The sequence below is a fragment of the Nonomuraea sp. NPDC050451 genome, assembly GCF_044458585.1.
Genome location: NZ_JBITHZ010000025.1, coordinates 1 through 13,025, shown reverse-complemented (window position 1 = coordinate 13,025; position 13,025 = coordinate 1). Strand labels below are relative to the sequence as shown.

At 68.5% G+C, this 13,025-nt stretch carries 11 protein-coding genes; 6 read left to right on the top strand and 5 right to left on the bottom strand.

The window, feature by feature from the left end; translation table 11 throughout:
- Positions 1-13: 13 nt before the first annotated feature.
- Positions 14-2,317, top strand: a complete 2,304-nt coding sequence (locus tag ACIBI9_RS46135; protein ID WP_397232577.1) for a glycosyl hydrolase family 95 catalytic domain-containing protein — start codon at positions 14-16, stop codon at positions 2,315-2,317.
- A gap of 335 nt (positions 2,318-2,652) precedes the next feature.
- The gene (locus ACIBI9_RS46130) at positions 2,653-3,456 is read left to right on the top strand and encodes a helix-turn-helix domain-containing protein (protein ID WP_397232575.1); all 804 of its coding nucleotides are present in this window, start codon (positions 2,653-2,655) and stop codon (positions 3,454-3,456) included.
- A 5-nt stretch (positions 3,457-3,461) separates the two neighbouring features.
- Here ACIBI9_RS46130 and ACIBI9_RS46125 read toward each other — a convergent pair whose 3' ends face one another.
- Positions 3,462-3,830 carry a DUF4345 family protein gene (locus ACIBI9_RS46125; RefSeq protein WP_397232573.1) on the bottom strand — a complete coding sequence of 123 codons (369 nt, stop codon included), beginning with the start codon at positions 3,828-3,830 and terminating at the stop codon, positions 3,462-3,464.
- A gap of 358 nt (positions 3,831-4,188) precedes the next feature.
- On the opposite strand from ACIBI9_RS46125, the gene ACIBI9_RS46120 reads away from it, so the two are divergent.
- Complete coding sequence (locus ACIBI9_RS46120) at positions 4,189-4,800, top strand: hypothetical protein (protein WP_397232571.1); 612 nt, start codon at positions 4,189-4,191, stop codon at positions 4,798-4,800.
- A gap of 271 nt (positions 4,801-5,071) precedes the next feature.
- Here ACIBI9_RS46120 and ACIBI9_RS46115 read toward each other — a convergent pair whose 3' ends face one another.
- Together ACIBI9_RS46115 and ACIBI9_RS46110 are read right to left on the bottom strand one after the other, a co-directional pair.
- Positions 5,072-5,959 carry a transposase gene (locus ACIBI9_RS46115; protein WP_397232864.1) on the bottom strand — a complete coding sequence of 296 codons (888 nt, stop codon included), beginning with the start codon at positions 5,957-5,959 and terminating at the stop codon, positions 5,072-5,074.
- Between the two features lie 156 nt (positions 5,960-6,115).
- The gene (locus ACIBI9_RS46110; RefSeq protein ID WP_397232569.1) at positions 6,116-6,559 is read right to left on the bottom strand and encodes a hypothetical protein; all 444 of its coding nucleotides are present in this window, start codon (positions 6,557-6,559) and stop codon (positions 6,116-6,118) included.
- Between the two features lie 156 nt (positions 6,560-6,715).
- Here ACIBI9_RS46110 and ACIBI9_RS46105 point away from each other — a divergent pair, with 156 nt between their 5' ends.
- On the top strand, positions 6,716-6,946 hold the full coding sequence (locus tag ACIBI9_RS46105; RefSeq protein ID WP_397232567.1) for a hypothetical protein: 231 nt from the start codon (positions 6,716-6,718) through the stop codon (positions 6,944-6,946).
- 164 nt (positions 6,947-7,110) lie between these two features.
- Entirely contained in the window at positions 7,111-8,979 is a 1,869-nt protein-coding gene (locus ACIBI9_RS46100; protein WP_397232565.1) for a WD40 repeat domain-containing protein, read from the top strand.
- Positions 8,980-9,088: 109 nt separating this feature from the next.
- Here the strand turns inward: ACIBI9_RS46100 and ACIBI9_RS46095 are convergent, their stop codons facing one another.
- The gene (locus ACIBI9_RS46095; protein ID WP_397232563.1) at positions 9,089-9,226 is read right to left on the bottom strand and encodes a hypothetical protein; all 138 of its coding nucleotides are present in this window, start codon (positions 9,224-9,226) and stop codon (positions 9,089-9,091) included.
- A 381-nt stretch (positions 9,227-9,607) separates the two neighbouring features.
- On the opposite strand from ACIBI9_RS46095, the gene ACIBI9_RS46090 reads away from it, so the two are divergent.
- Positions 9,608-11,014, top strand: a complete 1,407-nt coding sequence (locus tag ACIBI9_RS46090; RefSeq protein ID WP_397232561.1) for a hypothetical protein — start codon at positions 9,608-9,610, stop codon at positions 11,012-11,014.
- Between the two features lie 1,301 nt (positions 11,015-12,315).
- Here ACIBI9_RS46090 and ACIBI9_RS46085 read toward each other — a convergent pair.
- Positions 12,316-12,768: a hypothetical protein gene (locus ACIBI9_RS46085; RefSeq protein ID WP_397232559.1), complete on the bottom strand. Its 453-nt coding sequence runs from the start codon at positions 12,766-12,768 to the stop codon at positions 12,316-12,318.
- Between the last annotated feature and the right edge of the window lie 257 nt (positions 12,769-13,025).

The window sequence follows — 13,025 nt, the reverse complement described above, 5'->3', positions numbered from 1 at the left end:
CAGAAAGAAGCCGATGTCCACACGCCACCTCATCCAGCTGTCCGCTCCCGCCGCCCACTTCCACGACGGCTTCCCCCTGGGCAACGGCGCCCTGGGCGCGATGCTCCACGGCAGAGCCGGCGCCGAGCGCTTCGACCTCAACCTCGACACGCTGTGGTCAGGTGGCCCGTTGCCGGCCGAGGAGGGGGCCGCGCCCAGCGGGCTCCTTCCGGAGCTGCGAGAGGTCATCCGCAAGGGCGACTTCCTCCAGGCGGACGCCCTGGCCAGGCGGATGCAGGGGCCCGGCCGGACCGAGTCCTACCAGCCGCTCGGCCGGCTGGACTGGCGTTACGCCGCCGACAGCCGGGGCGACGGCTACGGTCGTGAGCTCGACCTCGCCCATGCGATCGCCACCACGCGCTATCACGGCGACAGCGGCCAGGTCGAGCTCTCCGCCTTCGTCTCGGCACCCGCCAACGTCCTGGTCGCCTCGGCGACCGGCGGCGGCCCGCTCGCGTTGCCTTCGTTCACCAGCCCCCATCCCGGCGTGCACGTGTCCGAGTTCGACGAGGGCGGTGCCCGGTGGCTGGTGGCCACCGGAAGGGTGCCGGCGCACGTCGTACCCAACTATGTCGACCAGCACCCCGCGATCGTCTACGCCGACGACGAGCCCGACCCGGACGGGACGGTCGCCGCCGGCATGGGCTTCGCCGTCGCCGTGGCACTGCAGCGGACCACGTCAGGGGAGGTCCGCCTCATCGCCTCGGCGGCCGGCGGGTTCCGCGGCTTCGACCAGCGCCCCAGCGCCGATCTCACGGCGCTCGCCGAAGAGGCGCGCGGCCATGTCGCATCCGCGCTCACCAGCAGCACGGAGGAGCTACGAGCCGAGCACATCGAGGACTACCGAGGCTACTTCGACCGGGTAGACCTGGACCTGTCCGCCTCACCGGACGCCGCCCGCGCCGAGCTCTTCTACCACTACGGCCGCTATCTGCTGATTTCCAGCTCGCGTCCCGGCACCCAGGCCGCCAACCTCCAAGGCATCTGGAACGCCGATGTCCGCCCCGGCTGGAGCTGCAACTACACCACCAACATCAACGTCGAGATGAACTACTGGCCCGCCGAACCCACGGGCCTGCAGGAGCTGCACGGGCCGCTGCTGGAACTGATCCGCGACCTGGTCGCCACCGGCGCGACCACGGCGGAACGCTACTACGGGGCCGCCGGATCAGCCGCGCACCACAACACCGACATCTGGCGCTTCACCACGCCCGTGGTCGGCGAACCGTGGTTCACCACCTGGCCTTCCGGGCTGCTGTGGCTGGCCGCCCACGCGTGGGATCACTGGGAGTACGGCGGTGACGGCGACCTCGTGCTCCCGATCCTGCGCGCCGCGACCGAGTTCGCCCTCGACATGCTCGTCCCCGACGAGAACGGCCGGCTCGTGATGAGCCCGTCGACCTCGCCGGAACATCGCTTCCTCGTCGAGGACTCCCACGCCGCCACCTCCGAGGGCGCGGCGATGGATCAGGAACTCATCCGCGAGGTGCTGACCCGCTACACCCGGCTGATCTCCGACGCCCTCGCCGAGCGCGCCCGCTCGGCGCTGGCTCTCCTGCGTCCGGTCGCCATCGGCGACGACGGCGCGCTTCTGGAGTGGTACGGCGAGCGGCCCCCGCACGAGCCCGGTCACCGGCACGTCTCCCATCTCTACGGCCTGTACCCGGGCACGCGCATCACCGAATCCGGCACTCCGCGCGACTTCGACGCGGCACGCCGCGCGCTGCGCACGCGACTGGAGAACGGCAGCGGCCACACCGGCTGGAGCCAGGCGTGGATCCTCTGCCTGGCCGCCCGCTTGCGCGACGCCGAACTCGCCGAGCGGTCGATCTCGATCCTCCTCGATGAGCTCAGTTCCGAGTCCCTTCTCGACCTGCACCCCCACCGCAACTGGCCGGGCGGCAACATCTTCCAGATCGACGGCAACTTCGGCGCCGTCGCGGGCATGACCGAGCTGCTCGTCCAGAGCCACGAGCAGCTGATCAGCCTGCTCAAGACGCTGCCGCCCAGCTGGCACACCGGATCCGTACGCGGCATCCGCTGCCGCGGCGGCCACCGCGTCGACCTCACGTGGGCCGACGGCACCCTCACCGGCGCCACGATCACGATCGGCGACGTCGACGAGGTGGTGGTCGAAGTCCCGGACTCCACCCCACCGCTCACCGTCACCGGCGGTCGCAGGATTCCCGTCCATGAGCTGCCCGGCGCTCCCGCAGGACGGCGACGCCTCAGCTGGGCCGCCACCGCGCACGCCCGCTACCGCCTCACACCGGAATGAGCCGATCGGCACGGGCGGTGCCGCCACCTGCGACGCCGCACTCTCGCAGAGGGCATACGGCGATTGCTGCGGACACCCCCCACGTGGTACTGCCAGCAGTTCGGCCTACCCTTCGTCGCACAGCACTCCCGGCCCGCTGGCAGTCGAGCGCCGTGGTCGGAGGACATCCGGGTCGACATCGACCACCCACACACCGTAGGAACGGGAGCGGAAGCGATCAGCAAACAGAACCTGCAGCACCGGTCACGTCAGCATCCCCGTGACGGGGGCAGCGGAGCGCACCGTATTCTCCTTCACACGTTCCCGGCTTTCCACTCAGCCTGCAGGAGACTCCGATGCCGGCGCCTTCACGAACCCGTCGCGCCGCCGCTGCCGAGGCCGCGGTGTGGCTGTGGCCGGGCCGCGCCCTGTACGCCGGACCGTCCCTGCGACTGGGACCGCACTCCGGTGCGGTCGCGTGCCTGGCCGTGGGCGTGGACGCGCCCTTCACCGTTCACCCACCGACCGGTGGCGAACTGCGGGCGCGCACCGCGCTCGTCGCCCCTCGGGTACGCCACCAGCTCACGGCGTCCGGCGACCGCATGGTGTTCCTCTATCTCGACCCCGGCTCGGCGGACGACCGGGCGTGCCGCGACTGCTTCACCGCTGGCGAGGAGAAGATCCTGGCCGAGCATCAGCACGAGGACGACCTGCTCGCCCAGGCGGCGAAATTGTCCCCGCACACTCCCGTCCCGCAGGTCACCGCCTGGATCGTCAAGGCCACCGGCCGCGCCCGGACGTCGTACGCCGACCCGCGGATCACGGCCGCGACCCGGCGGCTCATCGACTCCGGCCGGCCGCTGCCGGCGGCGCCGCTGGCGGCCCAGCTGGGATTGTCGGAGTCCCGCTTCCTGCGGCTGTTCAGGGATGGCACGGGTACGTCGTACCGGCGCTTCCGGCTATGGGCGCAGATGCACCGGGCCGCGCGGGCACTGGCGGCGGGCCACAACCTCACCCGCGCGGCAGCCGACGGCTACTTCGCCAGCCCGTCCCACCTGAGCACCGCGTTCCACGCCATGTTCGGCCTCGCGCCCAGCGCCCTGCTCTCCCAGGACCTGACGATCCACTGCCTGGACCCATCACCTGACGCCCTCTCCTGACGCCGTCACCCGAGGCCGGCCAGCAACGCGCCTGCGGCGGCGGCCTCCACCCAGAAGTAGCACCAGACGGGATAGAACGCCGCCGGCCGCTCGACCGCCCGCCCCACCAGCCGCCCGAAGGCCATGCCCAGCAGGGACACGGCGACGGTGACGACCACCCCCGCGCGTATCCCGCCCACGTCGGCAAGCGCCATCAGCAACAGTCCGCCGACGGCCACGCCGAAACCGCCGTACACCGCCCGGACCTCACTGCGCGCTTCGGCCGAGTCGGCGATCATCCGGAACGGCCTGATCAGCGCGGCGGGCGCGACCAACCCGAACACACCCATCCCGAGAAAGAAGACCGCCACCACGACGATCACCACAGTCTGCACGACAACGCCTCCGGATCCGACGACAGCGAACGAGGCAGCCCAGCATGCCTTCGACGCTCCGCGCAGCGCTTCCACGAACCTGCCGCAGCGGTCGGCAGGGTCAAGATGATCCAACAGAAGAGGGCTGTCGCAAGGGGGTCAGGCTGGGGTTGGAGTGGCCTGGCATGCCGCCTGACCTGGCCGGAAAATTGATCGGCACCCGCAGCGTTCTCATACCCAACCGCGCCGGCGATGGGCCGGCCAGCGTCGGGCTCGCCCGGTTCCCGGCCCCTGTCATCCCTGGCCGTCCGGTTGCTCGGCGCTCCACCAGCGTGTAGGCCAGAGGTGTCGCCCAGCACCCCGAGAAGGGACGAGCCGCATGATCTTCCGCCGGTCCAAGCGGCAGAACACGGACCAGCTCCTAGCGAAGTACCTCTCCAACAGGGAGAAGGTTCGATCATGGATCAGCGGTTGGGATTGTCCTGAGATCGATTGGCCGGGGTCAGACGAGATCCCGCACCCCTGGGGACTGCCGCGCGGCAGCGAAGAGCAGTGGCTGCAGCGTCACGGTCCCTTCCCCGGCGAGTACCACTGGCTTCTGGAGGCCCGCCCCCTGACGCCGGACATCTCCCAGGTTTGGGCGATCTGGCGGTTCGGCGAAGAGCACATCTTCGACCAGCTGGAGATCGAGTTCCGCTGCGTGCCCGACCCCGGCTACCTGGCCGAGAAGCTCACGCTGGCCGCGCACGCGGCCGACCTCAAGGGGTGGCGAGAGGAGGACAAGCGCGCGCTTCATGACTGGCTGCTCGATGGGCTCGACAGCCGCCCGCTGGGCGAGGGAGTACGAGGACAGAAGCGGACAGGGTTCATCCTCTTCGGCTTGACCCGCCTACCGGTCGACGCGACCACGATCAGCGCGCATCTGCGGATGACGTTGACGGACACCGCTCTGAACGGCTCGCCCCTGAATGCTGAGGGCGAGCCGCTTTGATCGTGTACCGCGTCAACACCTGCGCATGGGTACCAAGCCGAGGACGTACCGGCGGAGGCGAAGACGCTCAAGGAAGAGCCGGCCGCGATGCTGCCGTTCGCCTCGTTACTGATCGAATTGGACGCACGCAACGCCGGCAGGAATCACCACCACCTCGACCCGCTTGAGCGCGAGCCGACTCCGAACAGGGAACATGAGCAGGAAAGTGGACATCGCCCTGGACGGGGCGCCCGAGACCGGCGGCGAGGAAGACAACGCACGTGACGGCGACTCATCGTCGAGGAGGTGACCTCCCTGGGGGAAGCCAGGGGCACGCACCCGCCTGTGCACGGGCTGGTGTTGGCGTTCGGCACGCGCCGTGTGTCCGTCCACCGGCCGCCACGCAAACTACTGCCCGGATCGTGGCCGACGGACGTCGACCGGAAGCTCCGGGGAGGCCCCTACTGCCGGATCTGTACGACGCCCTCATGCCAGGCGACAGACGAGGCCATGGCCCTGCTGCTTCCGTTAGCGGACGCGGCCGCCAACAGCTGCACCAGTGAGGCCGCAACGTTCGCCCGTCAGAACCTGGCCAGGCTGCACAATCCCGGCTGGAGCCCATGACCGCTTCGTGGAGCCATTCGGCCCCAGGCGCCGGAAAATGCACCTGCGTCCCGAGGCGCACGGGCATGCACCAAGCACGGCGGCATCCGTGGCCCACCTCCGGGTACGGCCCCTGGCCGCTCAGGCCGGTCGCAGAAACCGCCAACCGCCAGGAGGCCGGCACGCCCGCGCCAAGCGCAGCCGACACCATCGCCGTGGCGAACGCGGGCTTGGTGGCGAAGGCGATCTCGTCCGGGACGCCGACCGCCTGGCACCGGTCGGGGTCGGCCAGCTGGTCGTGCGGGGGCAGGTAGAGCCGCCGATCCAGCAGCGCCCGGCCGCGTGGGGTGGCGTAGACCAGGAAGACGCCGGTGTGGCAGTTCTCGATGCGGCCTGCGGTGCCGTCGCATCGCCGCTGCACGCCAACCGAACCGGGCCCGGCAGCAACGAAAGCGCGGACCACCTCGGCCTGCTGCAGCCCCTGTGGACCGATAAGGCCGGCGGGCGCGGCACGACGTGGTTCGACGCGGCCGAACCGACCGGCGATCCGGGCCGCCGGCTCGTTGAAGATGACCATCCAACCATCAGGGTCCACGCCGTGGTCCGCGACCACCGCACGATCTTTGATGATCTGCACCGACTCCGAATGATCACGCGGTGGCCTTCGCGATGTGATCGCGTCACTGGAGTACTGGTTTCAGAGGGCTCGCACCTGATGGCGGGGCCGCCCTCTTCAGTGCCACGGCGCGAGGAGGTGGGCGGGGTCGTCCTCGATGGAGAGTTCACGTCGGCGCAGGCCGTAAGTCGAGCAAAAATACACGTCCTTCTCCAGGTGGAGAGCCGTAAACGGTTCCGGGCTCATCAGGGTTTCGTCTGGCTTGATGGTGTACGTGGCGTCCACCACCTCGCCCCCTGGGCGCCGGCTGCTGATCGTGGCGAACCGGAATTCATCTTCCGGATCTTGCCATTGACCGGCAATGTGCGACTCGTAACGGAGATGCACAACCGCGGGCTCAGGGCAGTGCCAGCGGAAGCGGCCGACGTCTATTCCGCCGACGAAGTTCGCCCATGCGCTCCAGCCGCGACCGTCCGGCAGGAAACCCATCCAGCTGGTTTCCATGAGGCCGTAGTCGTAAGGGCCGCTGTCCCACAGACCTAGCAGATCCTCGTCGTGCATGGTTGTCAGGGTGCACTGCCTGTGGCGGTGGCGCAACGGATGACCAAGGACCTGAAGCGCCCGGTACCGCGACGGAGGCAGTGCTGCACATCACGGCCGCCGCCCTGGGCGTTGTTGTACAGCCCTCTTGCATGTGCGCACTTTGGAGACTAAATCTTGGCAGCAGCCTGCTGGAACACCCGCACCCGGCGGGCTGAGCTCAACAGGTCGGAATTCCTCTGGCTCCGGGATATCGGCCTCAGACCGGGGCGCGCCGCATGGGAGCTCGACGACATGCCCGCGTTCGCGTTCGAGGCGTACCAGCGCATCGCCGGCGACTTCCAGAACTGGTGCGCGACCAATGGCGGCACCATGCTGCCCGCCCCGGAGGCGACGCCGGCGACCTGACCCTCATGGGCCGGGGGGGGCGGGCCCGACCCGTGTGTACCCGGCCCGGACGATCGCTTCTGAGAGTTCGAGGCAATGGTGTCTCTTACCTTGGAGTCGGCCCTCGTACCTTCCCACTCCGCATCCATTAACCTGATGATCCACCGAGGTGGTGGAGGGGCAGCGTGGACGGGGACGGCCGTGAGCTCGGCGAACTGCTCGCCCGGCTCGACGCCGGAGGGCCGCTGCTCGGCCGGTTACGACGCAGAGGAGCGGCGCGCGCTCTCGCCCGGACGGCGTCACCGGCCGCGATCGCCGGGCTGGCCCGCGCGTACGTGTCCGGCCGCGACAGCCGTGTCGTCGCGATCGCCGAAGAGGTGCTCACCGGTCTGGACGATCAGGAGAGCGTCGACGCGGTATGCGACGTGCTGGTCGAGACCGGTGACGAGCGGCTGTTCGCGCTGGTCACCAGGGCTGGCCATCAGCATTCGGACCCGATGCGTCAGACGGCGCTGCTGTTCCTGACCGGCAACACCGAATTCGACACCGGCAGCCGCGGGCTGGCTGCCGCTCTTGCCGCGGCCGACGAAGAGCTACGCGCCCGGCTGGCCGACCGTGCTCGCGTCTCGGCCCGCATGGATTGGGTACGGGCGATCCTCGGGAAGGAACGCCTCGACGAAGTGATCGGCCCCGAATGGGACGCCGTGATCGCGACATTGAGCGCGCACGAAGCATGGGAGCAGATGTGGCGGCTGGTGACGCACGCCCCGCCGCAGTGGAGCGTACGCATGGTGCGGACGCTCGCCGAACAGGAGTGGCGGCCGGAAGACCAGACGGCCTTCGCCGAACTGGCCGAACTGGCGAGCCGCTGCGCCGGAGACCCGGCCAAGGGCTACGCGGACACACCGCTGACCAAGTACACCGGTACTCTCCACCGGCTCGTCGTCACGCCCGACGGGACACTACTCGCCGGTGCGGTCCTCGCATCGGGCGTACGTCTCTGGCACCTCCCCTCAGGCGCGCCCGCCGGAGCCCTGGCCGACGAGGGCCACTGGACCGATCTGCGGGTCTTGACCAACGGTGACCTGATCGCGGGCAGCGGCCCCGACATGGTACGTATCTGGCAGCTTCCCTCGGGCAGGCGGGCCGGCACCATACCGATCCCGCCGGACATCGAAGGCACGCCCCACCACGCCAGGATCGCCACAACGGCGGAAGACGAACTGCTCGTGACCACGGGCACCGGGTGGATGCGGATCTGGCGGCCACCGTGGACCGAGCCGGGGCGGCGGATCGGCGAACTCACGCTGGCCGACCACCGCCCCTGGCTCCTGGCGAACGGCGGCCACGTGGTCGGCGCCACAGCGGGCGGCATCGAGATCGTCGACCTGTCGTCGGACGAACGGATCAGTTGCCCGCCAGGCCACAAGGGCGCGGTCCGCTGCCTGGTGGCGACGCCGGACGGCCGCCTGGTCGCCTCCAGCGGCCGCGACGGCACGGTGCGGTTGTGGCGGCTGCCCGGCGGCGAGGCGGCAGGCGTCCTCACGGGCCACGTCGGACAGGTCGGCCACCTGGCGGTCGCACCGAACGGGAAGTTGCTCGCCAGCACGGGCAAGGACGGGACGGTCCGCCTGTGGCGTCTGCCATCGGGGAAGCCGGCGGGCGTGCTGCCCCATCGGGCCACGCACCTGGAGTTCGCCCCGGACGGGAAGCTGCTGGTCAGCGCCGGAGAGGGGCCGATCCGGCTGTGGCGGCTGCCGTCCGGCGAGCCGGTCGGCGAGCTGACCGGGAGCAAGGGCCGGGTGACGTCGCTGGCGGTGACGCCTGACAGCGGGCTGCTGGCCGGCGGCGCCGACAGCGGCGGCCTGCGTCTGTGGCGGTTGTGGCATCCCGCCTTGACGACGGCCTGCCGTACCCCGCTGAGCCGGCTCGACCCGCATGCCACCGACCGCCTCGAATCGGCCTGCCGTGGTCGTGCGGAAGCCGAGCGGGACTGGGCACGGATGATCGCGGCACTGGTGCGGTGGCGTGCCATCGGATGGAAAGCGCGGTGACTTCGCCGGCCGCGACGAGTTCCGCGTGGGCCTGTTGAAGTTCCAGCGTCAGTTCGGCGATCGCGCGGCGGAGCGCCGCATCGACGGCTCGTTCTGCGGCGAGCTCGGCTCAGGCTTGGGCGAGTTGCTTGTTGAGCTTGGCGTCCTCCTCGATGAGGGTCTGGCCCGCCGCATGCCGATTCGTGGACGCGTTGGGCAACGGCTGCTCGTAGGGGTTCGATCGGCCGTGAAACTCGAGCCTCCCCATCGAAGCCGAATCTATGCAACCGCGCCGCGAAAAGGGATTTATCGGCACATAAGGCCGATAGTCAAGAACGCATGGTTGCCCGCCTCGCTACTACACCTACGGCAAGACATCCACCACCAACCGCGGAATGTCCGAAGCAAACCGCGAGCCGCACGCCAGGGCGGCGGCCGAACACGGACATAGACGCTCGGTTCAAGCTCCCCCTTAGATTCGCGAGCGAGGTTCCCCAGAACTGTGCGGCAGTGCCCCGCGACGCACTGTAGGTGCTCGAAGAGACACGAGATGTATTGGGCGTTGCATCAGATATCACATCTATTGACTTATGCCTCAAACATCCATGATCGTTCTCTCATGAATCCCCCTCGAGAAGGGGCGTCCCGCGTGAGTCAGACGTCCCGAAAGTTTCGTGCTCTCCGGCGCCGCGGCCTGATCTTCGTCGCACCTGCTGCCCTGATAGGGGGATTGCTGGTCGCTGCTCCTGCGGCAGCGCAGCCCGAGTCCGAGTCCGATGTGATCGTCCTCACCTCCGATCAGCAGACGCAGATCGCGCGTCCCACACTGGACGCGATCAAGGCCGACGCAACGCAACGCGGTGTGCCCCTGGAGGCCGCCTTAGACGAATATCTCTCTGGGGCCCGCATGAGCCTCACTGCCGAACTTGAACCCGACGGGCCCGCGGATACGCCGGAAGTGAATGTCGACGACTTGACGGCGGGCGAGCTGGAAGACCTGCGGCTCATCGCCACGCAGGACGGGATCAGCTTCGAGGAGGCCGTCGCAGCACACGGCTGGCAGGGTACGTTCAACGACGTCGCGGACGAGATCGAGGCGAGCTACGGGACCGAGTTCTCTGGTGCGGCCCGCAGCCAGGATGGCAAGAGCGCATGGTTCGCGTTCAAAGGCGAAGTCCCCGAGGGGGCCGTCGCGCTGGCCAGAAAACTGCCGGTGGAAGTGAAACTGCAAGGCGGACGCGGATTCACGGAGGCCGACCTGGAACAGGCGAGCCTGACCGCGCGCGATCAGGTAGCGGCCAAGCCCGAGGTTGCCAGCGTGGCCACCTGGTACGACATCGAGACCGGGACCATCGGCGTCGGGGTGCAGCTGCAGCCGTCGATCGCGAGAGACGCTTCCGCCATCGAGCAGATCACGCCTCCGCAGCCGCAGATCCCGGGTGTCGGCCTGGCGGTATCGCTCATGGATGAGGTGACCGCCCCTGAGGACAAATACATTCGCGGTGGCGGGTTGTATTCGGGGTGCACCGCCGGTTTCAACCTGAAGTACAAATCCAGTAACACCAAGCGCCAAGGCACCGCCGGCCACTGCGCACGCGGGAGTGCCGGCGCGACCCAGACGTACAGCAATCACAGCCAAGCAGGCGGCAGCACCACCATCAAACGAGTATGGAAACACGAGGGCCGATACGGAGACCTGGCCTACTACACGGTCGGTGGCAAGACCCCGACCCGCACGTTCTACCACAACTGGAACAAGACCCGGTATGCGACCGAACGAGGTGGCCGCCCGCGACGGGGCACACGGATCTGTCACTTCGGAAAGACAACCGGCGGGAGCTGCGCCAGCGTCGCCAACAGCGTCGTCAACGTCGGCGATATAGAGGGAATGGTGCAGATGGACCGGAACGTCAGCGAGCCAGGCGACTCCGGAGGCCCGTGGTTCTATGGCGGCACTGCCTACGGCGTGCACTACGGCAAGGTCGGCGGCAAGTCAACGTTCACTCCGACGCTGCGCTTCGACTCGGCTCGCGACTACCAGGTGTGGATCAAATAACCGATCCTCCGCCGCCTTCCAGGAGTTACCCGCGCGCATCTCGGTGATCTGAGTCTCTCGTAGGAGACACCCGTGAAAGGCCCTGTGCCGCTCGGGGTGACACCCAGAAGAGGGTGAATTATTCCGGTGCCCCGCAATCCTCTGCCATATGAGTCATCTGTGCAGGGGAACGGTGGTGGCGCGCAGTGCCTGAAGCGCGCCACCACCGCTTACACCTGCTGCGGCTTCCGCAAGGTGTCCCTGGCCGCGTCAGCGTAAAGCCCGGCCCGCTGATCTTTGGATGGAACGATTGCGCGGACGCCGGCGCCCGGGTCGCCCAAGGCCGGAAGATCGGCACGGTCGGCAACAACATCAGCCCGCACCTGCACTACGAGGTGCGCCGGGGCAGGACAGTTGCGTGGATGTCCGGGACGAGTTCGAAGAGCCGAGCGAAATGCTACCCGGCACTCGTCACGTCCCCGTAGTGTGCGTGAACGCGGTGACACCGTGGTCATCTTGGCCTACCAGGGCTCCACCAACGGCTCCGGCAACTTGGTCAAGATGGTCAACCATCCCCCGTCCCTTGACCAGCTCACCGACTGCGCCTGGGGTGACGCTCCCCCGCAACGTGCCTCGCGCAACCTGCACAGTTACCTCTCCAAGCTGCGTACGTTCCCTGCCCGCCGCGTGGGCCGGTGGGACCCGGCGCGGCAGCCGCGGCTATGTCCTGCGGGCCAAGGAGAGTGCGGTGGACCTGCACCGCTTCCGCGCCCTGCCGGCTCAGGCGCGCGCGAGCGACGACACCGAAGCCGTACGCGCATAAGGTGCAGGGGCCGCGCCGGCTTCCCTCGCCACCGCCGGTGTTCATCGGGCGCCGGCAGGACCTGGCCGTGCTCGACGAGGCGCCGACGGTGACGATCGGTGGTACGTACCGGCGCCGTCGGCAAGACCATGGCCGGCCCTCCGCTGGGCATATCGCGACCTGGACCGCTTCCCTGACGGCCAGATCTGCCTGGACCTGTGCGGATTCGACGTGGCGAGCGCCCCTGAGGGCCAGGCGGGGTAGAGCCGGACTTGGTAGTGGTCGAAGGCGGCTTCGTTCTTGCCGGTCTGGAAGCATTCCTCGATCGTCCAGCGGGTTCCGGCCACCTCGACCAGGCGCTGTGATGGCGTTGGCCGCCGGGTGCGGCACAGGTAGAGGGCCAGGTCGCGGGGAGTGCTGAGGGAGCGGCGGGATGAGCAGGCGGTGCGCCGGATCAGCCGGAATCCCTCACCGGAAATGCAGCGCAGGATGGACGACCTACTCGCCGAGCAGGGAGGCGTCAAACGCCGGCGGTGTGCCCCGCGCAGCGCATGCTCTTGCCCTTCTTCACGAACGTGGAGTCGACGACGAGATAGAGCTTCCTCTTGGCCGGGACCTTGACGTCGACGACGATGTCGTAGGAGACGTCGTTGGAGGCATGCTTCTCCTGGAGCGTCTCCTCGAAGACCTTCCTGTCCTTGCCGCGCCGTTCGACCATCAGGCGAAGGTGTGCGGTCTTCAGGCGGATCGGCACCTCGGAGTCCCATCGGTAGATGATGTCGGAGACGCGGTGGTACCCGCCGGACGTCCTGTACTTCATCTCGAAGTCCGCTTTCTGGCCATCACTCATCGTGCAACTTGCCTTGACGTGGTGCCCCGGAACAGCGGTGGCGTGCGCGGCGGAGGCCAGCAGGACGAGTGACAGGCCGGCCCCGCTGAGCATTGCCGCGGCCTTCCCGACGATGTGCGTCATTTCGCAAATCCCCTTCACGTGGCTCGTGTCTGTGGTTGAGGTTGGAGGCGGGGTGTTGAGGACGGGTTGAGGATCTGTTGGAGCGGGCTGAGGTGGTCGGAGTGGACATGGACCTCTGCTCCGGAGGTTGGCCGGAGCGGGCCATCCGGGTATCGCCGCTTTGGGCCTGTACGGAGTTGAGATCAGGGGGATTCGCCTGCGCCTTGGCCTGGATCCTGGTAGGCCAACGGCATGGCACGTGGAGACCTCACCGACGA

Bases quoted from the DNA above. Each gene is read 5' to 3' on its own strand.
- ACIBI9_RS46135 (WP_397232577.1), top strand. From the start codon at position 14: ATGTCCACACGCCACCTCATCCAGCTGTCCGCTCCCGCCGCCCACTTC.
- ACIBI9_RS46130 (WP_397232575.1), top strand. From the start codon at position 2,653: ATGCCGGCGCCTTCACGAACCCGTCGCGCCGCCGCTGCCGAGGCCGCG.
- ACIBI9_RS46120 (WP_397232571.1), top strand. From the start codon at position 4,189: ATGATCTTCCGCCGGTCCAAGCGGCAGAACACGGACCAGCTCCTAGCG.
- ACIBI9_RS46115 (WP_397232864.1), bottom strand. From the start codon at position 5,959: ATGGTCATCTTCAACGAGCCGGCGGCCCGGATCGCCGGTCGGTTCGGC.
- ACIBI9_RS46110 (WP_397232569.1), bottom strand. From the start codon at position 6,559: ATGCACGACGAGGATCTGCTAGGTCTGTGGGACAGCGGCCCTTACGAC.
- ACIBI9_RS46095 (WP_397232563.1), bottom strand. From the start codon at position 9,226: ATGGGGAGGCTCGAGTTTCACGGCCGATCGAACCCCTACGAGCAGCCG.
- ACIBI9_RS46085 (WP_397232559.1), bottom strand. From the start codon at position 12,768: ATGACGCACATCGTCGGGAAGGCCGCGGCAATGCTCAGCGGGGCCGGC.